We start from the raw sequence: 22,541 nt of genomic DNA, 5'->3' as shown, positions 1-22,541 counted from the left end.
GACCCTCCTGGGCACCGGGGCATGCCCTACCCTGCTGGATGGATTGGGCTCGGGAAATCCGAAAAATCCACAGAGAGTCGAGATGAAAACGCACGTCGAGTGTCGATTTCTGAGGTCGGCCCGCACTCGGGGAGTGCCTCGCGGCCGCTGGCAAGGGAGGCGCGCGGTGGGCCAGCGTGGCGGGGGACGGGCCGGGACGCGACTATCCACTAACGGACAATCCGTGTGAGCAAGCTTGCGGCGCGATGGGCGTCATGCTGGCCGCTATCGCCATCCAGTTACCGAGGCGTGAACCGGGGCGTGACGGGGCGCGCGAGGAAGAATCCGCTTGGGCGGTGTGACCTGACGCTGGCGGAGTCTTGACCAAGTTGCGGCAGCGGTATGTCTGCCTTTGAGGCACCGTGTGTCGCGTCGAATCCCGGGGCTCCGGGTTCGATGGCTCTCCCGCCCGCATCACGTCTTCTCGTCCGCGCCGAGGCGGGAGGGCCCTGCCTTGCCCTGGGGATGACCCGGGCCGGAGCGGGGCCCATCCAACGCGCAGCATGCAGCCCTGAGGAGCACACCATGAACACGATGAAGTGGGTGATGTCCGCGGTCGTCCTGTCGATGGGGGCCCTGGCGTGCGGGCCCGAGGCCGAAGCGCCTGTCGAGCGCACGGGGAGCGCCGCGCAGTCGCTGGGGCCCAACAAGGAGTTCTACGGCTCGGACACGCTGAAGGAGGCGTTCGTCCGCGCGAACAATGACTCGCTGGCGGGGCTGTCCATCGAGGGGAAGGGCTCGGGCGTGGGCGAGGGCTGTCTGCGCAACGGCTCGGGCACCTACTGCAATGGCCGCCAGCAGGTGCTGGCGCCGATGTCGCGCGACCTGAAGGCGGGCACGTGCTCGGGCGGCGGGGCTTCCACGGGCGCGTGCTGCCCCGGTGAGTCCAGCAACGTCATCGGTCTGGACGCGGTGAACGCGTTCGTGAAGTCCACCAACGGCCTGTCCAACATCACCAGCGCCAACCTCAAGAAGCTCTACTGCGGTGACGGCTCGGGCTCGGCGGCCACGTGCGTCAACGACTGGAGCGGCGTGGGCCGCGCCACCGGTGGCGCCATCACCAAGTACCGCCGCGATGACCTGTCCGGCACCACGGACACCTTCAAGTCGCTGCTGGGCTGCACCACCTTCTGCGCGGGCGTGACGGTCATCGCCGACGAGTCCGCGAGCAACCCCTCGCCCTGCACCGCCTCGGACAGCGCCACCACCTGCATTGGCAAGCTGACGGAGAACAACGCCAACGCGGTGGGCTACGCCGGTGACTCGGCCAAGCGCGCGGGCAACGTGGCCCTCACGGTGGACAGCATCGCCCCCACGGCCGCCAACGTGCGCAAGCTGCTGTCGGGCGCGTCCGGCGTGTATCCGCTGTCGCGTCGCTTGTTCCTCAACGAGAACAAGAACTTCACCAAGACGACCGAAGAGAACCGCCTCTATCGGTGGATCTACGTCACCAACACGCAGGACTTCGAGAACATCCTCGTGGACCAGGGCTTCATCTCGTGCAGCGACGTGAGCCCGCTCGACTGCGGCGGTGACGGCGTCGGGCGCGGCGCGGGCGTCTGCCACTGAGTCGCCCCTCCCATTCCTTCTGAGTCGAGACCGTGTCCGAGGGCCGGGGAGCGCCGCGCTCTTCCGGTCCTCGGGGCGTTGCCGTGCGCTGCTTCCCTGGAGAACACCGCCATGCGTTCCTCTCGTCGCCCGTCGTTCCTCACCGCTGTCTTCCTCGTCGGCGCGCCCGCCCTGGCGCAGACCTCCGCTCCCAATGACTTGTCCTGGATGTGTCGGGATGTGCCCGCCGCCGTGGGCGCCGTGGAGGAGGTGGCGCTCCCCGTGGGCACAAGCCCGCGCGCCATCACCGTGGGGCCGGACCTTCAGCTTTGGTTCACCGAGGGCTCGGGCAAGATTGGACGTCTGTCCCGCTCGGGCGAGGTGACGGAGTTTCCGCTGCCCACGCGCTCGGCGGGCCCGCAGCAGCTCGTGCCGGCGCTGGATGGCAACCTCTGGTTCACCGAGTCGTCCGTCAGCCGCGTGGGCCGCATCACGCCGCAGGGCGAGGTGACGGAGTTCCCGCTGCCGTCGCGAGGCTCGGCGCCCACGGGCATCACGTCAGACCTGGATGGGCATGTCTGGTTCACCGAGCTGACGGGCAATCGCATCGGCCGGATGAGCTGGAGTGGCGAGCTCACCGAGTTCAGCCTGCCCTCGGGCTCGCAGCCGCGCGCCATCACCCTGGGCCTGGACGGGCGTGTCTGGTTCACCGAGCAGGGCACCAACAAGGTGGCGGCGATGGCGGAGGAGGGCACCCTGAGCGAGTACGACGTGCCCACGCCGCGCAGCGGACTGGCGGGCATCGCCGTGGGCCTGGATGGCGCCGTGTGGTTCACCGAGCAGCTCGGCAACAAGGTGGGCCGCGTCACCCGCGAGGGCCTCGTCACCGAGTACGACGTGCCCACGCCGGGCAGTGGTCCGCTCGCGCTCTCCCTCGGCCCGGATGGCAACTTGTGGTTCGTGGAGAGCCTGGCCAATCAGGTGGCGCGCATCACCCGGGACGGCGTCATCACCGAGTTCGCCATCCCTACCGTGGACAGCGTTCCGGCCGGCATCGTCTTCGCGCCGCCCGGGCCTCTCTGCCTGGACGCCCACCTGTGGTTCACCGAGTTCGGGGGCGACAAGCTGGGGAAGGTGCGCGCGCTGCCGGTGCCGTCACGGTGAGGTCAAGGCGCGCCAAAGATTGCGTCACGGCGTGATTGTCTTTGCCTGGGATTGATGAGTCTTTGCTATGCGGGCGCGGCGCAACACCAGACATGGGGAGGAGTCTGTCATGGGGAAGCGGTGGAACCGTCGCGCTCGCATCGGGTGGATGCTGCTCCTGCTGGGGCTCGGGTGCTCGTCCGACCTGCGCCCCGCGACTCCCGTGGAGACGCCTCCGGGCGTGGACCCGGACGCGGCGCACTGTGCCTCCACTCGCTCCGGGGAGCGGATCCCGCTGCGCCAGGGCGAAGCGCTCGCCACGGGGACCCAGGAGTCCTTCACCGGGTTGACGGCGCGAGTCGATGCGCTCTGCGCCGAGTGTCACCGGGCGCCGAAGGCCGTGGGCAACTTCTCCTTCGAGGACACGCGCGACAGCTTGAGCACGCAAGGGCATCGCATGGCGGAGCGCATCCTCCAGGGCGCGATGCCACCGGGGGCGAGCGCGGACACCCAGCGTCAGGCGGTGGAGGTGGGGCGGGTGCTCCTGGCGTGGCTGGAGCAGGGCGCGCCCCAGGGCACGTTCGAGGTGAAGGACGCTCCGGGAGGCGGGCCTCGCACGGAGGTCACCGCGTATGTGGCAAAGGGGATGACGGACCTGGGGCACTGCATCCCCGAGGACTCGCTCCGGGGCGCGGACCCGGAAAAGGACGCGTACTTCGCCACGCTCACGCAGCTGCCGCGCTTCCTGTCCGATGCGGACTCGGAGGTCGCCACGCTCAACACCGCGCGGCTCGCGCGCCATGGGACGTTTGCCTTCGCGCCCACCTACGCGCTGTTCTCCGACAACGCGCGGAAGCTGCGGCTGGTTCACGTGCCCGCGGGACAGTCCATCGCGTACGACGCGGCTTCGCGCTCGTTCAAGGTCCCGCCCAACACGCGCTTCTACAAGACGTTCTTCAAGGCCGTGGTGGGCGCCGATGGACAGACGCGCTACCGCCGCATCGAGACGCGCCTCATCGTCACGCGCGAGCGCTGGCAGGATGCCCTCTTCGGCACCTATCTCTGGAACGCGGATGAGACGGTCGCGGAGCTGCACGACCTGCGCTACCGCGACGGCTCGCCGTTCTCGGACCGCGTCATTGTCTACCGCACGGATGAGCGCTCGCCGGACGCCACGCGCAACTACGCGGTGCCCGGGCGTCACCGCTGCGTGAACTGTCACATGGGCGCCGAGGCGCACAACTTCGTCCTGGGCTTCACCCCGTTGCAGCTGAACCGCCGCGCGCCCGGTGAGGGCGGTCTGGATGCGGACGCAGTGATTGAGGAGGACGAGCGCTCGCAGGTGGATCGCCTCATCCGGCTGGGCGTCATCACGGGGCTGCGCTCGGCGGCGGAGCTTCCGCGCCTGGAGGCGCTCACGTCGCGCGAGGGGAAGTCGGCGCGCACGCCGGAGGAGCTCGCGCTCCAGGCCTACCTGGTTCCCAACTGCTCGCAGTGCCACAACCCGCGCGGCTTCGCGGTGCAGAGCAACCCCGCGCTCCAGCCGCTCGACTTCTCCGCGGGTGGCAGCCTCTACGCGTGGGATCCGTTCGTGAAGGAGACCAACGGGCTGCGCTTCTACGCGCAGGAGGTGGAGAACTTCGCCACGGAGCTGAAGAGCCCCGAGCCCGCCAGCGCGCTCTACCAGCGCGTGGCACGGCCCACCAACGAGCGCCTCATCCACATGCCCGCCAACGTCCCGGGCCAGGACTGCCGCGCGGCCTCGATGGTCGCGCGCTGGTTGGCCACGTTGGATTGGAAGACGCGCGACCAGGGACTGAGCGCCGAGCAGCGCGCCGCCGCGAAGCAGGCGCGGCTGCGACAGGCGGACGCCGCCGTGCGCGAGGACTGCGTCCCTCCCGCGGACGTGCGTTGGGTGGGCGAGGACTTCACCGACAAGGTTCCGTATGAGCCGCGCAACACGGCGTGGCGGTCGCTCATGGCCCTGCCGGAGAACGCCTACCTCACGGGCTACCGCATCACGCCCGCTCATGAGGCGCTGGCCCGCGCGCCCTTCGCCACGAACTTCTGGGAGCCCAAGGACGAGTGCGCGTTCGATGCCCGCGCGCCTGCGCCGCAGGTGGTGGAGCCGTGGATGTTGGACCGGCTGGGCAACCCGCGATTGCCTTGGGGTTACCTCTACTTCTCCACGCCGGGCGCCACGGTGTTCCAGGGCGTCTGCGCCAACTGCCACGGTCGCGCGGCGAACGGGCAGAGCGGCGCGGCCAAGACGTTGGTGGCGTTCAATGGCGCGCGCGTGGCGGACCTGACGCATGGCCTGTTCGGGAGCACGCCGGAGGGTGCGCCCAACCGCGCGCTGTTCGAGTCCGCGTATGGCGCTGACGGCGCCGCGCGCTACCTCGTGTGGATGGCCTCGGGTGGGACGAGCGTGAAGTTCACCGAGGAGTTCATGCAGGCCTGGGTGAAGTACGGCGAGGTGGACATCGACTTCTCGCCGGACCTCAAGGACTGGGCGCGGTGGGGCGCCAACATGCTGGGCGCGGCGCGTGGCGCGTGCGACCTGGTCCGCGCTGGGAAGTTCGGCTCGGGCTCGCTGGAGCCGCACAGCGGCAACGTGCGCGCGGTGGGGGGCGCGCGGATGTGGGAAGCCATCTGCACGTTGGACAACCCGCTGACGGATGCCATTCGCGGGGGAACCAACCCAGACGCGGTCGCGGAGTGGCTGCGCCATGCCCAGTTCAACGCGGGCGTGATGGCCTACTTCTACGTGCGCGACTTCCGAGACGCGCTCGTCCAGGAGCGGTTCTATCCCCTGCGGACCGAGTGCGAGAAGCGCTGAACCCCGGGGCGTGGTCCGCCCTCGCGCGGCCCGTCCCTCCACCCTTCGCGGAACGGGAGCATCGCGTGAAGAGACAATCGTTTCAGGGCAGCACCTGGGTCGTCGCGCTCTGGTTGACCTGGCTGGCCGGATGCAACGCCGTCGAGTGTCGGGACGCCTTTGATTGCCGCGACCAAGGCTCGGTCCCCGAAGGGCAGGTCTGGGCCTGTCGTGAAGAGAGGTGCACAGCGGTCCCCGTGCCAAAGCCACCCGAGTCAGTGGATGCGGGGCACGGGGACGCGGGCTCGCCCGACGCGGGCGGAGTCGATGCGAGCACTCCCGACGCGGGCACCGTCGACGCGGGGCTGGGCGATGGGGGCGTGGACGCGGGCACCTGCGCGGATGGAGGCGTGCCCGGCGCGGATGGTGGCTGTGGGGGAGGGGTGCCCTCGGCGCGCGCGCTCGTGCGCTTCGTCCATGTGTTCTCGGGCCTGCGCAGCGGCACGGCGGACAACGCGGCGTGGGAGCCGTTCCGCGTGGATGTCTATGCGGACGACGTGAAGGTGTTCTCGGCGGTGAAGCCGGGGGACTCGGCGGTGACCGTGTATGCCTCGGTGGAGATCCCGGCGGCGGGAGGAACGGTGCGCTTCACGCTGCGGGACGCGGATGCCGTGGCGAGCGCCGAGCCTTTGGCGACGACCACCGCGGAGCTGCATGCGGGGCAACACCTGACGCTGGTGGGCGCGGGGCTTTTGCCCGCGGGGGCCCCGGATGCGTCGGACCGTCCTCGCGCGTTGGCGTTGACCGAGGCGTTCGGCGCGGTCGACTCGGGCAGGGTGCGCGTCCGCTTCGTGTCCGCGGACTTCGTGGCCGGGCCCGTGGATTCCGACAACCGCAACTTCACCGATGAGCTGGGCGCGACCGTGTACGCGACCACGAATCCATATGGCGTGGACTCGACGCCCGAGGGCAAGTCTCTGCCCTCGACGCTCACGCGGCTGGCGGTGTCGGGTGAGCCGACGTTCATTCCCTCTCAGAGCGGCAAGCTCTTCTTCTCGCTGCGGGATGGGGCGCTCGTCGCGGGGGCGAGCTATTTCGCGGTGCTCACCGGCAATGTCGCGCGGTCGCTCGCGGACGAGGGCGCGCCATCGCTGCTCTGGATTCGCGCGGGCGAGGACGGCTTCGTGCGCGTGAAGCGGGATCCGCTCGTGTACTTCTTCAACGCGGTGCTGCCCGCCACGGGCTCGGCGGCGCCTCGGTTGTCCGCGCTGCGCTCGGGCGCGGTGGTGGCCAATGACTTCCGCTACGGCCAGCTCCCCAAGGTCGCCGAGCTGCCCGCCGCGTCCACGGGGCTGGCGCTCTCCGTCGTGCTCTCGGGAGGAAGCACCACGGTGGTGCCCGAGACGCAGACGGGGCCGTTGGAGGCGGGGCGCCGCTATCTGGCCGTGGTGAGCGGACGTCAGGAGGCGAGCCCTCGGCTCACGCTCATCCCCGAGTCCTTCGAGCCGGAGCCGTTGGCGCGCCCGCTCGTGCGCTTCGTCAATGCCTCGCCCACCGTGCCGGAGCCGCTCGACTTCGGGTACTACGCGCTCGCGTCGGATGGGACGTCGCGTGGAGCCTTCACGCCCGTGTTCTCGGGCGCGGCGTATGCCTCGGTGACCGGGCCGGCGGCGGGAGCGGCGTTCGAGCCTCCCGTGGTAACGCCCGCGGCGGGCGCGCCGTTCTCCTATTTCGGCATCAAGTCCGCAGCGGGCACGACGCCGTTCGAGCGCTACGCGACGGGCGCGCGGCCCGTGGCGCCCAGCTTCGTGGTGCTCCTGGGAGACGCGGACGCGACGAGCGGGAGTCTGGTGTTGCAACACCGCCTCATCAACACGCGTACGCCACAGTGGGCCACCTCGGCGGCGCAGGCGGGCTACGTGGCGCCGTAGTCATCGCGCGAAATGGGAACGCCCGCGCGGGGCCGTGTCGGGTCCCAGGCGGGCGTCGTGTGATTCAGTCCAGCGGCGCTGGGATTACAGCACCTTGACCTGGACCTCCTTGAGGACGGTGTCACCGCGCATGATGTTCACGGTCCACGCGCCGGGCTTGTTGAGCCGCACGCCGGTCCACTGCCGCGCGCGCCAGCCGTCGCCCTTCACCTTCACGTCCTTGGTCTCGCGCACCACGTTGCCCTGCTTCACCTGCACCAGCAGGTCCTCCACCGAGTCACCCTGCGGCACCAGGTAGCTCTGCCACAGCATGACGGAGGTGCCGGCCTTCACGCCCTCGGCGCCCACCTCGGCGGTGCACTCGAACTTGTTGGGGCCTTCCTTGGCCACCTCGGTGCACAGCTTGGCCTCCACGAGGATGGGACCCTGACCCTGGCCCTTGTAGAAGTAGTTCCAGGTATCGCGCACGGCGTCCGCGCTCGGTGCCTTCACCTGCTCCTTGGGTGCCTCGGGCGCCGCCGCGTCCTGCGCCATCGCCGCCGACGCCAGGCCCACCACCGCGCACACCACGCTCCGCATCAGGGTCTTCTTCATGGATTGGGGTCCCCTCGTTTGTGATTGCGGGCCGGCCCACATCCGGCCACAGCGCGTGGTCTAGCACGATTTCCGAGCCCCCTTCCTACCCGAAGAGGAAGAAGCCCAGCGTCACCAGCGGCAGGTAGGCGAGGAAGGCCACCAGGAGGAAGCCGAGGATGTCCTTGAACTCCAAGCGCGCCACCGCGAGCAGGGGCAGCGCCCAGAAGGGCTGGATGAGGTCGGTGGCCATGTCGCCCCATGCGTAGGCGAGCACGACCTTCTCAGGAGACACGCCCAGGCGGCTCGCGGCGTCCAGCAGGTAGGGCGCCTCGATGGCCCACTTGGAGCCGCCCGAGGGGACGAAGTAGTTCACCACGCCGCTGTAGAGATAGACGATGGCGGGGAACGTCTTCTGCGTGGAGAGCGAGACGAACAGCTCGCCAATCCTGTCGGTGAGTCCCGTCGCCTTGAAGATGCCGTAGATGCCGGCATACAGCGGGAACTGGAGCACGATGCCGTGCAGCACGCCGCCGGCTTCTTCGCTGGCCTTCAAGAGTCGCGCGGGCGTGCCGTGCAGCAGCACCGCCAACGTGAGGAAGGTGAAGTTCACCACGTTGAGGTTGAGCGCGCGCCAGCCACCGTTGAGCCACAGCGTGTGGCCCAGCCACGCGAGCCCGAGCACACCGAACGTGGTGTTGAGCCATCGCGAGTGGTCCAACCACACCGCGGGGGCCAGCTTCCCTGGAGGACGCTCGGGCGGGACGAAGTCGCTGAGCTTCTCCAGCACGGCGGGATCCACGTGCACGGCGCGGCCGGGGCTGGGGTGGAGCGCCCACGCCAGGGCGGTGAGCAGCGTGACGGAGGCGGCGGTGAGGCCCAGGTTGAACGCGGAGAAGAGGGTGCGGTCGATGGGGATGATGCCGAGCTGCTTCTGGAGGAAGTGCCCGGGCGTGGCCACGAGCAGGGGCGCGGAGGCGGACAGGCCCGCGTGCCAGGTGGCGCCCATGCCGAAGTAGGCGCATGCGACCAGGAGTCGGTAGTCCACGTCGGGGCGTCGCCGCGCGATGAAGCGCACGAGCATGGCGCTGGCGACGAGCGAGAGTCCCCAGTTGATGTAGGCCAGTCCCATGGAGACCAGGGCCATGAGGGCGGTGGCGCCGCGCGGGGTGTGCGCCAGTCCGGCCACGAGCTCCAGCAGTCGCTTCACCGGGGCGGTGAGGGCCAGCAGGTAGCCGGTGAACATGACCAGGGCCATCTGCATGGAGAAGGTGAGCAGCTCCCAGAAACCGCCTCCCCAGCCATCGAGGATGGCGGGAGGCGTGGCCCCTGCCCAGCCGAAGGCCAACCCCATGGTGAGCAGGGTGAGCAGCACGGCGATGGCGAAGGCGCTGGGGACGAATCGGGCGGAGAAGCGGCCGAGTCCTTCGGCGAAGCGGACGAGGGTTTCCACGGTGCGCGCTCCCATGGCTCGCCGGTGCGCGACAGAGGCGAGTCTCGACCTTTTACGGTATGAGCCAGCGTCATGTCCTCTGCCGAACAGCGGGAGGAGCGGGACCCGAAGCTGGGGGAGGGGAAGCGGGTGTGTCTTGGATGAGCTGAGAGCTTCGGAGACAGCAGGGCGCGTCACGGTGCTGGTGGTGGAGGACGAGCAGGGCATCCTCGAGGCGGTGGCGGATCTCCTCCGCGACGAAGGCTTTCGAGTCCTCTGCGCCGCGCACGGCCGTGAGGCCCTGGCGCATCTGGAGCGAGACACGCCCGACCTGGTGCTGACGGACTGGATGATGCCGGTGTTGGATGGGCCGGCCTTGGTGGAAGCCATTCGAGCCAATCCCAGACTGCGGGACCTGGCGCTCCTGGGGATGAGCGCGGTGGACGTGAGCCTCCTGCGCCGGAAGTTCCCCGAGCTGGAGTTCCTCCAGAAGCCCTTCGACATCCAGACGCTGCTGGAGAAGGTCCACCAGGCGCTCGCCGCCGCGCGACGCGGCTGAAGCCGTTCAGCGAATGCTGATGCCGTTGATCTGCTTCATCTCCGCGAGCTTGGCGATGGGCTTGCCCGCCGCGAGGGTGCGGATCTGCACGAGCATCTCTTGGATCCCCTCCTTCAGCGGATCCGCGCGGTTGCTCGAGGTCTTGTTGTAGAGGTCCCCGAGCCGGTAGCGGACGATGAGATCCGTGAGGTGCTCGTAGAGGTCCATGAAGTCATCCTCGGACTCCTCCAGGAAGTCCTTCTTGAACTTGTCGAGCGATGCCGCTCCGAGCGTGTGGTCCAGCCGCTCCATGAAGAACCCGTGCTGTTTCTGCCAGTGGGTCATCGACTTCGTGGGCGCGAGCTGCGTCTCCGCGATCTTGAGCCTCGCCGCATAGAACGCGGGGATCTCCGTCTCCAGGACCTTGCGGTGATGCGCGACGAGCGCCTTGGCCTGGTCCAGGTTCTTGCTCGCGAGCATCTGCCCGAAGATGGGGGTGAGCGCCGTGCTCACGGTCTTCAGACAGTCGAGGAGATGGGGCTCATCCACCGCGTCCTCGAGGCCTCGAGCCAGGTCCGCTTGATAGTTCTCCACCTCGTCCTTGAGGTACTTGTGGCGGAGCATGGCTTCCTGGGTGTTGAACTCCTTGAGGCGCCGATCGAACGCCGTCCACCGGTGCTCATAGTCGTCGATGAGCGAGTTCATCTCCCCATGCAACTCGCGGCGCAAGTCGGCCTGCTCCTCCTTGTCCTCGTCGCCCGCGGCCCAGCGGTGTTTGCAATAGGCCGCGACCACCTGCCGGTAGTCTGGGAACTGCATCACCAGCGTCTTGAGCAAGGTCTCGGGAATCCGAGGGGTCAGGGTATGCGTGGCGCCAATCTGCGCGCTCCCCGCGGAGGCCTGCGTCGTGGCCTGGACGGACTGCGCGGCGCTCAGCTTCTTGTACTCCACCATGCTCCACAGGGTGACTGCGTCCAGCGCGAGCGCCGAGTACTCGGCCCAGGGCTGAATGGCCTCGACGAGCCGGTCGAAGGCCAGGGAGGCCGCCGAGTTCGGGCTCTGCTTCTTCACGGCCGCCGACGCCTGCGCGAGGGCACCGGCGTACGGGTCCGAGCGGGGAGGCATGGGGAGCTTCTTCTGCTCAATCAACGCGCCGAACTGCGCGAAGGCCACGAGCGCGTGCCAGTCATTGAGGATGGGCATCAGGAGCAGGTGCAGGCCCTGGAGGTGCTGCTTGCGCTCCGCGAGCAGCGCGGGCCGGTTCAGCCCCATGACCTCGATGGTCTTGTGCGTGCGCGCGAACGCGAGGTTCTTGTCCCCGTTCGCCAGTTGGATGAGCGGACTGGGTTGGGCCTCGCCGTTCTCCGGGTTGAAGCGCAGGAGCACCCGGGGATCATCGATTCCTGGATCGATGAGGACCGCATGCTCGACGAGGTTGGGGTTCGCGGGGCTCTGACGTCGGTCCGCGATGACCTGCTTCGTCAAGGGACCCACGCCCGCGTAGTGTCGCTCGATATCGGTGGGGCTGAGGTCCGGCAGGAGCGCGAAATAGTTCTTCTTGTACTGCTCGTTGCAGACGCCACAGGACAGGAAGAGGTTGTTCCAATCGAACGCGCGCCAGAAGTACGCGTCTGGAATGGTCGCCATCTTGCCGGTCTTGTCGTAGATGGTGACGCCCTTCTTGGGGCGGAAGTGCTCCACGTCGCCGTAGTGGTTGTGGATGATGCGCGTCTCGCAATACGCGCACTTCCCATGGTGGCAGGTGACGAGCTGGACCTTGACCGCGGTGGGCGCATAGCTCTCCGAGGTGATCTCCAGCTCCTTGAGGAACTTGGCCTGGTTCTCGGCGATCTTGTCCGCCGAGAGGCCCGAGGCCGCGAACTGGTTGTACTCGGTGAGCCACGCGGTGGCCTGGGCCTTGGCCTCCGTCAGCTTGGCGGGCACGGCGCCCTTCTGCGCGACTGAGATTTGAATCATGGGTGGGCTCGGTGGGTGGCTCAGCGCCCGTGGCGCGCGAGGAGGGTTTCGCGGGTGCGTGCGTCCAGCTCACCCGTGGAGGGAAGTCCCTGCTGCTCCTGGAAGCGGCGCAGGGCGCTCGGCAGCGCGTCCTCCGGCGGATTCTCCAGCGGGCCGTCATAGAGCCCCAGGTTGCGCAGCCGCGTGAGGGTGCCGTGTGGCAGCTCCACGGGCGCCAGCAGTCTCAGGTCCAGCTCATAGGTGAGGACGACGGGCTCCTCGCCCACGAGCACGGTGGCGCGCGGCGCATCGGGGCGGATGAAGCACTGCACGAGGCCCTTGTCGGTCGTCTTGCCCGTGGTCTCCTTGCCATCCACCACGACCGTGAAGGGCGTGTGTGGCAAGGGCTGTCCAAAGACAAGCGGAAGGAAGCGCAGCACCGAGGGCACGCCCCGACGCGTGAATTTATGGAGCGCGCCCGTTCTGACCGCGACCTGCTTCTCGCGAAACGGCGGGATGAAGACCTCGTCACCTTCCGCGAGCGCGTTGGGGTCTCGGCCTTTCTGGCGGAGGGCCTCGTTCTCCGCGTGGTTCCAGAGCGTGGTGCCCACGTGCCCCGAGTCGTAGGCGAGGCTCTCGATGCTTTCCCCGGCGAGCACGGTGTGGCGCGTGCCCGTCTGCAATCTGTTCCCCATGAAACATTCGCACTGCATGCGACATGCCTCACGCGCGCGCGTGGCGCGGGTGCTCTTGGGAGTGGGGTGGGGAATCGCCAGGAGAGGACCTGTCGTGTCGGAGGCGCGGCGAACTGCCCGAGGCGACGCGAGGGGCAAGTCCGCGAGGCCCGGCCCGCGGTGGCGGATGCGCGGCGCGCGTACGGAAGGAACGCGGGCGCGTTCTGGAGAGACGCGCCCGGCGCCATGACGCGGTGGTTCATGCCCCGGGGCGCCTGCTCTTCCAGCAGTCTGCGAGGTTGTCTGGATGACAGTTGGGCCGCGCGAGGGGGCCTCCAGTCGTCGGAGCCGCGTGGCTGGCGTCATTATCTGGGACGCCCCATGTCGGTTCTCTCCCCAGTCCCGCCGGTGGTCCCCACCCCGGAGTCCATCCCCGAGCACGCCTCCGGCTCGGTGGAGGCGCTGGCTCGCGCCATGGCCTCGGCGGCCGAGGCATGGCCCGGCTCGCTGGCGCCCTTTCATTCCCTGCTCATGCAGGCGCCGGTGGCGTTGGTGTTGTTGCGGGGCCCCGACCTTGTCTTTGAGTTGGTGAACACGCGCGCGGAGAAGTTCGTGGGGCGGGGCATCTCACTGGGGCTGCCCTTGCGCGTCGTGCTGCCGGAGGTCGCGGCACAGCCTCGCGTGATGAACATGATTGAGGGCGTGCTGCGCACGGGCGAGCCCTTCGTCGGCGATGCGTTCCCCGTGGCGTTGGACCGACACGGAGACGGCCAGCTCGATGAGGCCCTCTTCGACATGCTGTGCCAGCCCCTGCGCGACGCCGAGGGGCAGGTGGATGGCGTGTTGATGGCGGTGGTGGAGGTCACGTCCCAGGTGCGTGCCCTCCAGCGCGCCGAGGTGCTGGAAGAGGGCATGGCGCGGCAGGCGCGCGCGCTCGACGGCTGGGAGCGACTCTTCGCGCACGCGGCGCTGGGCATGGCGAGCGTGGACCCCGAGACGGGGCTGCTCGACGCGGTCAATGCCGCCTACGCGCGCATGCACGGCTACGACTGTCCCGCGGACCTCATCGGCGTGCCGGTGCGCGCGCTGATGTCCGCGAAGTCCTGGGAGGCCTTCCCCGCGCAGCTCGCCATCACGCTGGACCGAGGGCACCACACCTACGAGCAGGTGCGCGTGCAGCGCAACGGCGTCCACTTCCCGGTGCTGGTGGACGCGGTGGCGCTGCGCGGCGCGGACGGGCGAGTGGCCTACCGCGCCGTCGTGGTGCAGGACCTCCGAGAGCGCAAGGCGGCCGAGGATCGCTTCGCGTTCATGGAGCACGCGGGCGAGGTGCTGTCCTCGTCGCTGGAGTGTCGCCCGCTGCTGCAACGGCTGACGGAGCTGGCGGTGCCGAGGCTCGCGGACGGCTGCGCGGTGGACCTGCTCACCGAGGACGGAGCGGTGGAGCGGGTGGCGCTGTCGCATCGCGACCCGGAGCGCGGGGCGATTGCGCGAGAGATGGGGCGACGTTGGCCGCTCGGCGCGGGGCCCGAGGGCGACGTCGCGGAGGTGCTTCGCGCGGGTCAGCCCTGGTTCCTCCCCGATTTGACCGAGGCACAGCGCGACGCGCTCGCCCGGGACGCTGAGCATCTGTCGCTGCTGCGCGCGTGGGGCCTGCGTGGGCTCATGGTGGTGCCGCTGCGCGCGCGTGGGCGCGTGCTGGGGTGCGTGAGCTTCGTGGTGGAAGACGGCGGGCGGCGCTACTCGGAAGCGGACCTCGCGCTGGCGATGGAGCTGGCCCGGCGCGCAAGCCTGGCGGCGGACCATGCCCTGCTGTACGCGGAGGCGCGCGAGGCGCAGGCTCGCACCGAGCGGCTCCAGTCCGTCACCGCGGCGCTGTCTCGCGCGGTCACCGCCGAGGACGTGGCGGACGTGCTGGTGCGAGAGGGATTGCAGGCCAGCGGCGCCGTGCGTGGCGCGGTGCTGATGCGAGACGCGGTGGGGCGGGTGCGTCCCCTGCGGCTCGCGGGCTACGGCCCCGTCATGCAGGAGCGCCTCCAGATGCTCCAGACGGTGGCCGCGACGCCCATGCTGGCGCGCGTGGAGGCGCGGCGCGAGTCCTTGTGGTTCTCCTCGCGGGCGGTCATCCACGCCGAGCACCCCGAGGAGTCCTCCGCGACGGAGTCCACGGGCGAGGGCGCGCGCGCGGCGTTGCCGCTGATGACCGAGTCGCGGGTGCTGGGCTACCTGCTGCTCGGCTGGGAGGCGACCCGGAACTTCACGGCCGCGGAGCGCACCTTCCTGGATGCGCTGGCGCGGCAGTGCGCGCAGGCGCTGGAGCGCGCCGAGCTGTACGAGGCGCTCCAGGCCGCGCACGCGCAGGCGCAGGCGGCGGTGCGGATGCGAGACGAGTTCCTCTCCGTCGCGAGCCATGAATTGAAGACCCCGCTCACCAGCCTCATCCTCCAGCACGGGCTCATCGAGCGGGCGCTGGGGCCGGACACGGGCTCGCAGGTGGGGCTGCGGCTGACCACGGCGATGCGGCAGGTGCAGCGACTCACCGCGCTGGTGGACAACCTGTTGGACGTGAGCCGTCTGTCTTTGGGGAACCTGTCGCTGGAGCCCACGGAGGTGGACCTGGCGCAGGCCGCGCGCGACGCGGTGGACCGGCTGGGCGAGGTCTTCGCGCAGGCGCGGTGCCCCGTGTCGGTGGAGACGCGCGAGCCACTGCGAGGTCAGTGGGATGCGCTGCGGTTGGACCAGGTGCTGGTGAACCTGCTCACCAACGCGGCGAAGTACGGCGCGGGTCGGCCCGTGCGGGTGAGCACGGGCCGGGGCGAGCGAGGCGAGGCCTGGGTCGAGGTGCGCGACGAGGGGATTGGCATCCCCGCGGACGCGCTGCCTCGGTTGTTCGGGCGCTTCGAGCGCGCGGTGTCCGAGCGGAACTACGGCGGCCTGGGGCTCGGGCTCTACATCAGCCGTCAAATCGTGGAGGCGCTGGGTGGGCGCATCGAGGTGGCGAGCCTGCCGGGGCAGGGTGCCACCTTCACCGTGCATCTGCCGTGTGCCCCGCCGCCCGGCGCGTGAGGCCGGGCGGCGGAAGCGTCAGGGCTGGGGGCCTCGGGGCGGAGGTCCCTGCTGCTGGAGGGCGCGGTACTCGTCATCCGTGAAGACGCGCGAGCGGATGAGGAAGCGCACGCCTTCGGGAGCCTCGACGGAGAAGCCGCTGCCTCGGCCCGGCACCACGTCCACGGTGAGGTGCGTGTGCCGCCAGTACTCGAACTGCGGCCCCGAGATGTAGAAGGGCGTGTCCACGATGGTGCCCAGGTACACGTCCTCCTGGCCCACGATGAAGTCGCCTCGGGGGAAGCACATGGGCGCGCTGCCGTCGCAGCAGCCTCCGGACTGGTGGAACATCAGTGCGCCGTGGAGGCCCTGCATCTTGCGGAGCAGGGCCTCGGCGGTGGGCGTCACATCGACGCGCGGGACGCGCATGGGCGGTGGCTCAGAAGAAGCCCATGGGCTTCGGGTCGTAGCTGACGAGCAGGTTCTTCGTCTGTTGGTAGTGATTGAGCATCATGTGGTGCGTCTCGCGCCCGATGCCCGACTGCTTGTAGCCACCGAAGGCCGCGTGCGCCGGATACAGGTGGTAGCAGTTCACCCAGACGCGGCCGGCCTGGATGGCGCGGCCCATGCGGTAGGCGGTCTGCGTGTCGCGCGTCCACACGCCCGCGCCCAAGCCGTAGAGCGTGTCATTGGCCATGGCGAGCGCGTCCTGCGCGTCCTTGAACTTCGCCACGGACACGACGGGGCCGAAGATCTCCTCCTGGAAGACGCGCATCTTGTTGTGGCCTTCGAAGATGGTGGGCTCGACGTAGTAGCCCTCGGCCAGCGAGCCGGGCAGCGTCTTGCGTCCGCCGCCGGTGAGCAGCTTGGCGCCCTCCTTCTTGCCGATGTCGATGTACGCGAGGATCTTCTCCAACTGGTCGTTGGAGGCCTGCGCGCCAATCATCGTCTCCGGGTCGAGCGGGTTGCCCTGCACCACCTTGCGCGTGCGCTCGACGGCCTTCTGCATGAAGTCGTCGTAGATGCGCTCGGCGACGAGGGCGCGCGAGGGACACGTGCAGACCTCGCCCTGGTTGAGGGCAAACATGGTGAAGCCCTCGAGGGCCTTCTGGGCGAAGTCATCGTCCTTGGCGAAGACGTCCTCGAAGAAGATGTTGGGGGACTTGCCGCCCAGCTCCAGCGTCACGGGGATGAGGTTCTCGGACGCGTACTGCATGATGAGGCGGCCGGTGGTCGTCTCACCGGTGAAGGCCACCTTGGCCACGCGCTTGCTGCTGGCGAGCGGCTTGCCGGCCTCGATGCCAAAGCCATTCACGACGTTGATGACGCCGGGGGGGAGCAGGTCGCCGACCAGCTCCATGAGGACCAGGATGGTGGCGGGGGTCTGCTCGGCGGGCTTGAGCACCACGCAGTTGCCGGCGGCGAGCGCGGGGGCCATCTTCCAGGCCGCCATGAGGAGCGGGAAGTTCCAGGGGATGATCTGCCCCACGACGCCGAGCGGCTCCTTGAAGTGGTACGCGACGGTGTTCTCGTCAATCTGGCCGAGCGAGCCTTCCTGGGCGCGGATGACGCCGGCGAAGTAGCGGAAGTGGTCGATGGCGAGGGGCAGGTCGGCGGCGAGGGTCTCGCGCACGGGCTTGCCGTTGTCCCAGGTCTCGGCGACGGCGAGCATCTCCAGGTTCTTCTGCATGCGGTCCGCGATGCGCAAAAGGATGTCCGAGCGCTCGGTGACGGAGGTGCGGCCCCAGGAGTCCTTGGCCTTGTGGGCGGCGTCGAGGGCCTTCTCGATGTCCTCGTGGGTGGAGCGCGGCACTTCGCAGAAGGGCTTGCCGGTGACGGGGCTGATGTTCTCGAAGTACTGCCCGCGCACGGGTGGGACGAACTCCCCGCCGATGTAGTTTCCGTAGCGGCTCTTGAACTGCGCCTTGCTGCCCTTCTGACCCGGCGCTTCGTAGACCGTCGACATGCGGGGACTCCCGAGTTGGATGGAGGTCCGCACGATAGGCAGGGGCCCACGCGATCAGCGTTCAACACATGTCCGACCCTGTTCGGTGGTGATCAGAAGCCGCGCGAACGCGTGCTGCGGGCTGTCAGCGAGCAGGCCTGGGCGTGAAAGTGTTCACCCAAAAACAAAGCTCCGGGATGAGAGTGCCGTTGGCTTCCTGCGCCAGGAAGAGCATTTCTCGGCTCCCACTGTCAGAACGCTTCCCAAGAAGGTCTGACTGCACCGGAGACCGTATGAACTCGGTAATTGTTGTCTTTTTTGCTGTTGTCTTGTCGGGACTCCTTCGCTGGCTCCTGGAACATCCCCTCACCATTCACATCCAATGCCACTGCGATGGGGTCATTCTATCGCCGTTCAGTCTTGATGTAGCTTGGCGCCTTTGCCACGGCCAAGTTTCTCAGGACTCTGCGCCTCCCAAGGCAGAGATTGGCTTTGCCCACTGAGAGTTGAGTGGCCCATCAACCCCGCTTGCGCAACGATATGCCACAGCATGTCGGTCGCCATCTGCCGAGACTGCGCAGAGCGTGGGTTGAAACTTGGGTAGCGTATTGACGGGCAGAGCATTTGTTGGTGAGCAATACCCCTCCCTCAGTAAGAGGGAGGGGTATTCTGTTCACCTCAAACGCCGGTGGTGCGGCGCTTCAGGCGGGCTGGAGGAAGCGGCCGTCCACGAGGTGATCAATCACTTCGCGGGCGGAGTGCGGATCCAACCGCGCCTTCTTCCCGAGCTGCGCCACCGCGCTGGAGACCGTCGTGGCTCGCTCGAATGTGCCCAGCGCCTTCAGGAGGATGTCTCCGTCCGCGCCCAGCACGAGCGTGGGGTCCGAGAACTTCCGTGGACTCACGGACGGCGCGCAGCTCAGCGTGATGCCATCCACCGAGCGCAGCACCGTCACTGGCTCCTGCGCCACCTTCGCCGTGGCCCGGTGATTCCCCAGCCACTCGCCCAACGTGAAGCGCTGCGTCCACGGCGCCGTGTTCTTGAGCCGCGTTCCATCGCGCACCGTGACCTGCCGCTTCGAGTCCCGGTGCTTCCACGCCAGCGCGTCCACTTGGTCGGAGGTGCGCTGCACCGCCGCTTCCAGCCCCGCGTCGCGGAAGCGGATCATCGGCACCGAGTTGTTTCCGGGCTCGCGCCGCTCGAAGTAGTCGAGGAACTCCGTGAACGTTCGCGCCTCGGTCTCCATGTCGAAGCGCGCGGGATGCTCCGTCACGAGCGCGCCGGGCTGCGCCTCCAGCCGCTGATAGCCCACCACGCAGTCCATCCCGATGATGCGCTCCACCAGCCGCACCTCTTCGGCCAGCGTGTCTCGGCTCGCGAACGGAAGCCCGCCGATGCCCGAGATTTCAATGCCCAGGTTCGCATGGCGACGACTCGCCTCGATGAGCGCCAGCAGCTCCGTGTCCGTCGCGCAGGGCTTGAGCAATCCGCGCCGCATCTGCTCCAGGCGCTGCTGCTCGGAGAAGCACCCGATGTCGACGACCATGTAGACGCGCTGGAACGTCGCCGCCAACGCGTCCACCAACTCCACGCGCGGCACGCCCCACAGGAAGTACGTGCAGCAGTGGCGTGACAAGTCCACGCCCGCCCACGTGCTCCCCAGGAACTCCGCAGTGCTCCCCGAGAAGTCGTAGCGAAGCTGCCACGTCCGCGACGCGATCTCGGCGTGGTCCTTGCGCACGCTCTCCTCCGCGCGCAGGAAGGGCTTCGCGCGCCCGAACCCCGCCTTCTGATTGCCGCGCGCCCCGCCGCAATACAGACAGTTCTCGCCGCACCCCTTGCCCGGCGCCACCCACCCCGAGAAGGAGTGCAGGTCCATCTGGCTCAGGAACATCTCGTGGAAGTGCGAGTAGTGGACGTCCTCGCTGTTCGTCGCGCCCTGCACGTACTCCAGCGGCAGGCGACGCGGCCGACCATCCGGCGCCCGCGTCACGCAGTTGGGCGGTGACGCGTCCCCCTGGCAGAGAGCCAGCAAGGGCCGCTCTCCATCTCCCAACACGATGCGGTCGATGCAGTCGTAGGCGCTCAGCTCCCGCCACCAATACGAGGCGGAGTTGCCGCCCACGACGACTTGAATCTCCGGGTCGATGCGCTTCACGGTCCGCGCGATGAGCAGCGCGCGGTCCACGTGGTGGAACCACTTGAAGCTGATGCCCACCAGCTTGGGACGCACTCGGGCGAGGAGCGCCTCGAACGTGCGCGTGACTTCGGCCTCGGTCTCGTCTCCGTCGTAGAGCCGGACGAAGGCCTCGATGCCACCGCGCCGCAGGTAGCTGGCCAGATAGAGAATGCCGCACGTGGCCTCGCCCGTTCCGGCGCCGACGAGGAGAACTGGCGAGAGCACACGACCACTACCCATGAGGCGAGCACTGACCTTTCCGAGACCGAGCCACAGTAGACGAACACCCCCGGCCATCGGCGCGGAATGGTGGGCGCCCTCTCGCTCGCCGAGCGTCCGGCCAGAACGCGCCCGCGTCCCTCCCGGACGATCGGAACGCGCCTCCGCCTCCAAGTCCAGGGCTCCACGCGGAGCCCGGATACCTGCCATCACTTTCAAGGCTTGAGCGGTATTCGCCCTCGGACCGGAGAGGTCGTCCGCTCGGCGGCGCATGTTCGCTGGCGGATAATGCTCAAGAAGTCACAGGATGTGCGTTGTGTGGTGGGGAAAGAAGATTCTTCAATGGGATGGCTGTAACTTTCGCCGGAGGACAGGAGGAGCTCCGCGCAAGTCCGGGAGCGCACGTTTGCGAACACTGCCCACAGTCCGAGGCGCCTCCCCGTCATCGTTTCTCGCCGCCATGGCCATTCGCCTGTTTCCTTCATGGCACGGCCATCGCAAGACGCCCCGCCGCGTCACTTTCCCAACACCCCACGTCCCCTGAACCCCGTGCTCGTTCCGTCGTCCCAGAGTTGCTCGTGCCCGCAGCCGCACTCCCATGCGGGGGACTGCCCCACGCTGCTGCGTGACCGGGACACGGGAGGCAGCACGATGCTGTACGCGGGGACGCCGCCTCCGGAGTCTCCCGGCGTGACGCCCGTGGCGCCGCTGATGGTGGGCGCGGCGGAGTCGCTGGTGGGCCAGGAGTTCGGCCGCTTCCGCGTGGTGCGAGAGCTGGGCCGGGGCGGCATGGGGACGGTGGTGCTGGCGGAGCACGCCCTCATCCAGAAGCGCGTGGCCATCAAGGTGCTGCACCCGCATCTGGCGCAGGAGCCGGAGCTGGTGTCCCGCTTCCTGTCCGAGGCGCGCACGCTGACGCTGGTGCAGCACGAGAACGTCGTCACCCTCTACGACCTGGACGCGCGCGATGGGCGCCCGTACCTGGTGATGGAGTACCTGGAGGGGCAGAACCTCGCGACCTTCGCCACCGAGCCGCTCGCGCCGGCGCTCGTCGTGGAGCTGATGATGCAGGTCTGTGACGCGCTCGGCGCCGCGCACGCGCATGGCATCGTCCACCGCGACCTCAAGCCCGCCAATGTCTTCCTCGTGCCGGGCACTGGCGGCAAGCACCGCGTGAAGCTGCTGGACTTCGGCATCGCGAAGCTGCTGTCGCGGCCCGTGGGGCAGATGACCACCGAGGTCGGCGTGCTGCTGGGGACGCCCGAGTTCATGGCCCCCGAGCAGTGCGGTGATGGCGCCGTGGACGCGCGCACGGACATCTACGCCGCGGGCGTGCTGGGCTACCTGCTGCTCACCGGACAGGTGCCCTTCGCGGGGCGGAACGCGGCGGAGGTGCTCATCGGGCACCTGCAGAAGACGCCCGCGGCGCCTCACACGCTGCGGCCCGGAGTCCCGCAGGCCCTGTCTCGCGTGCTGCTGCGCGCGCTGGCCAAGCGCCCCGAGGATCGCTTCGCCTCCGCCGCGGCGCTGCGTACCGCGCTCGAGACCGCGCTGGTGCCGGAGGCGCCCACCGCGCCGCCCGCCTTCACCGCGCGGGTGCGCTGGGACGGAACGAACACGACGCAGGAGCTGCGCTGCGAGTGGGTGGGCCGCATGGGCCTGTTCCTCCAGATGGAAGGCTCGCCGCCGCCGGTGCTGTCGGACGTGAGCCTGGTGCTGCGCCTCCCCGGTGGTGAGTTGTCGTGCTCGGGTGAGGTGGTGCGCCACGTGACGGTGGAGCAGGCCCGCGCGTGGCGGATGAACCCGGGCTTCGGCGTGCAGCTTCGTGACACGGGCCCCGCCTTCCACGACGCCCTGGCGCGCTTGAAGTCGGGCGACCGGAAGGCCCCGCTGACGCCGCCGCCCACGCCCGCGCCGGAGGACCCCGAGGCCGAGGCCATCCTCCAGGGCTTCCGCCGCCGGTTGGGCGGCGACCACTACGCGGTGCTGGAGCTGCCGCGCGACGCGACCGCGGAGGCGGTGCGCACCAGCACCCAGCGCGCGCGAGGCTCCCTGGAGCTGCTCAAGTCTCGGCCCCTGTCCGCCAACCAGCGCGCCCAGGTGGATCGCACCATGGAGCGCCTGGTGCTGGCGTTCCAGACGCTGGGCCCCGTGGAGCGCCGCGCCGAGTACGACGCGGCCCTGGGCAACGTCGAGGGCATCGAGCGCTGCCTGTCCGCCGGCCTCACCGTGACGATGTTGGAGCAGTGCCGCCGCCGCTTCCTCGCGGCCAACCCGGGGCGCGATGGCCGGGCCGCGGTGCACCGGCTGTCCGGTGATGCGCTCGCGTCGGTGGGCCGGTACGCGGAGGCGCTCGCCGCTTATGAGCAGGCGCTGCGCGTGGATCCGCTGGACCTGGAGGGGCTCAAGCGCTGGCGTGCGCTCAAGTCCCGGCTGCGCGGCGCTCAGCCTCCCAAGTAGGGCGAGTAATCGAGCGCTCGCGGGACCTGCGCTTGCCTTG

Annotated in this window: 14 protein-coding genes; 7 read left to right on the top strand and 7 right to left on the bottom strand. The window is 69.0% G+C overall.

Going from position 1 to position 22,541, the window contains the following annotated elements; translation table 11 throughout:
• The first annotated feature begins 564 nt into the window (after positions 1–564).
• From JGU66_05255 to JGU66_05240, 4 genes are all read left to right on the top strand, one after another.
• Complete coding sequence (locus JGU66_05255) at positions 565–1,608, top strand: substrate-binding domain-containing protein (protein MBJ6760159.1); 1,044 nt, start codon at positions 565–567, stop codon at positions 1,606–1,608.
• Positions 1,609–1,719: 111 nt separating this feature from the next.
• Entirely contained in the window at positions 1,720–2,751 is a 1,032-nt protein-coding gene (locus JGU66_05250) for a Virginiamycin B lyase (protein MBJ6760158.1), read from the top strand.
• 109 nt (positions 2,752–2,860) lie between these two features.
• The gene (locus JGU66_05245; protein MBJ6760157.1) at positions 2,861–5,569 is read left to right on the top strand and encodes a hypothetical protein; all 2,709 of its coding nucleotides are present in this window, start codon (positions 2,861–2,863) and stop codon (positions 5,567–5,569) included.
• Between the two features lie 236 nt (positions 5,570–5,805).
• Positions 5,806–7,479 carry a DUF4397 domain-containing protein gene (locus JGU66_05240; GenBank protein MBJ6760156.1) on the top strand — a complete coding sequence of 558 codons (1,674 nt, stop codon included), beginning with the start codon at positions 5,806–5,808 and terminating at the stop codon, positions 7,477–7,479.
• Positions 7,480–7,563: 84 nt separating this feature from the next.
• Here the strand turns inward: JGU66_05240 and JGU66_05235 are convergent, their stop codons facing one another.
• Entirely contained in the window at positions 7,564–8,073 is a 510-nt protein-coding gene (locus tag JGU66_05235) for a hypothetical protein (GenBank protein MBJ6760155.1), read from the bottom strand.
• Between the two features lie 85 nt (positions 8,074–8,158).
• Positions 8,159–9,505, bottom strand: a complete 1,347-nt coding sequence (locus tag JGU66_05230; GenBank protein ID MBJ6760154.1) for a short-chain fatty acid transporter — start codon at positions 9,503–9,505, stop codon at positions 8,159–8,161.
• 13 nt (positions 9,506–9,518) lie between these two features.
• Here JGU66_05230 and JGU66_05225 point away from each other — a divergent pair, with 13 nt between their 5' ends.
• Entirely contained in the window at positions 9,519–10,043 is a 525-nt protein-coding gene (locus JGU66_05225) for a response regulator (protein MBJ6760153.1), read from the top strand.
• A gap of 6 nt (positions 10,044–10,049) precedes the next feature.
• On the opposite strand, the gene JGU66_05220 is transcribed toward JGU66_05225, so the two are convergent.
• Positions 10,050–11,999 (bottom strand): hypothetical protein, encoded by a 1,950-nt coding sequence (locus JGU66_05220; GenBank protein MBJ6760152.1) that lies wholly within the window; start codon positions 11,997–11,999, stop codon positions 10,050–10,052.
• 20 nt (positions 12,000–12,019) lie between these two features.
• Positions 12,020–12,673, bottom strand: coding sequence for a peptidoglycan-binding protein (locus tag JGU66_05215; GenBank protein MBJ6760151.1), 654 nt, complete (start codon positions 12,671–12,673; stop codon positions 12,020–12,022).
• Between the two features lie 360 nt (positions 12,674–13,033).
• Between JGU66_05215 and JGU66_05210 the strand changes: the two genes are divergently transcribed.
• Positions 13,034–15,718 (top strand): GAF domain-containing protein, encoded by a 2,685-nt coding sequence (locus JGU66_05210; protein ID MBJ6760150.1) that lies wholly within the window; start codon positions 13,034–13,036, stop codon positions 15,716–15,718.
• Between the two features lie 18 nt (positions 15,719–15,736).
• Here the strand turns inward: JGU66_05210 and JGU66_05205 are convergent, their stop codons facing one another.
• The 3 genes from JGU66_05205 to JGU66_05195 form a co-directional block, all read right to left on the bottom strand.
• Complete coding sequence (locus tag JGU66_05205) at positions 15,737–16,126, bottom strand: DUF779 domain-containing protein (GenBank protein MBJ6760149.1); 390 nt, start codon at positions 16,124–16,126, stop codon at positions 15,737–15,739.
• A gap of 10 nt (positions 16,127–16,136) precedes the next feature.
• The gene (locus JGU66_05200; GenBank protein MBJ6760148.1) at positions 16,137–17,663 is read right to left on the bottom strand and encodes an aldehyde dehydrogenase; all 1,527 of its coding nucleotides are present in this window, start codon (positions 17,661–17,663) and stop codon (positions 16,137–16,139) included.
• Positions 17,664–18,343: 680 nt separating this feature from the next.
• The gene (locus JGU66_05195) at positions 18,344–20,062 is read right to left on the bottom strand and encodes a cobalamin-dependent protein (GenBank protein MBJ6760147.1); all 1,719 of its coding nucleotides are present in this window, start codon (positions 20,060–20,062) and stop codon (positions 18,344–18,346) included.
• A gap of 630 nt (positions 20,063–20,692) precedes the next feature.
• Between JGU66_05195 and JGU66_05190 the strand changes: the two genes are divergently transcribed.
• The gene (locus tag JGU66_05190; protein MBJ6760146.1) at positions 20,693–22,501 is read left to right on the top strand and encodes a protein kinase; all 1,809 of its coding nucleotides are present in this window, start codon (positions 20,693–20,695) and stop codon (positions 22,499–22,501) included.
• Positions 22,502–22,541: the final 40 nt, after the last annotated feature.

The sequence above is a fragment of the Myxococcaceae bacterium JPH2 genome (assembly GCA_016458225.1).
Taxonomy (GTDB): Bacteria; Myxococcota; Myxococcia; order Myxococcales; family Myxococcaceae; genus Citreicoccus.
The sequence above is the reverse complement of the archived record's forward strand: the minus strand, read 5'-3'. Positions and strand labels throughout refer to the sequence as shown.

Bases quoted from the DNA above. Each gene is read 5' to 3' on its own strand.
- JGU66_05220 (MBJ6760152.1), bottom strand. From the start codon at position 11,999: ATGATTCAAATCTCAGTCGCGCAGAAGGGCGCCGTGCCCGCCAAGCTG.
- JGU66_05235 (MBJ6760155.1), bottom strand. From the start codon at position 8,073: ATGAAGAAGACCCTGATGCGGAGCGTGGTGTGCGCGGTGGTGGGCCTG.
- JGU66_05200 (MBJ6760148.1), bottom strand. From the start codon at position 17,663: ATGTCGACGGTCTACGAAGCGCCGGGTCAGAAGGGCAGCAAGGCGCAG.
- JGU66_05250 (MBJ6760158.1), top strand. From the start codon at position 1,720: ATGCGTTCCTCTCGTCGCCCGTCGTTCCTCACCGCTGTCTTCCTCGTC.
- JGU66_05225 (MBJ6760153.1), top strand. From the start codon at position 9,519: ATGGCTCGCCGGTGCGCGACAGAGGCGAGTCTCGACCTTTTACGGTAT.
- JGU66_05255 (MBJ6760159.1), top strand. From the start codon at position 565: ATGAACACGATGAAGTGGGTGATGTCCGCGGTCGTCCTGTCGATGGGG.
- JGU66_05210 (MBJ6760150.1), top strand. From the start codon at position 13,034: ATGTCGGTTCTCTCCCCAGTCCCGCCGGTGGTCCCCACCCCGGAGTCC.
- JGU66_05190 (MBJ6760146.1), top strand. From the start codon at position 20,693: ATGCTGTACGCGGGGACGCCGCCTCCGGAGTCTCCCGGCGTGACGCCC.
- JGU66_05205 (MBJ6760149.1), bottom strand. From the start codon at position 16,126: ATGCGCGTCCCGCGCGTCGATGTGACGCCCACCGCCGAGGCCCTGCTC.
- JGU66_05245 (MBJ6760157.1), top strand. From the start codon at position 2,861: ATGGGGAAGCGGTGGAACCGTCGCGCTCGCATCGGGTGGATGCTGCTC.
- JGU66_05215 (MBJ6760151.1), bottom strand. From the start codon at position 12,673: ATGGGGAACAGATTGCAGACGGGCACGCGCCACACCGTGCTCGCCGGG.
- JGU66_05195 (MBJ6760147.1), bottom strand. From the start codon at position 20,062: ATGGGTAGTGGTCGTGTGCTCTCGCCAGTTCTCCTCGTCGGCGCCGGA.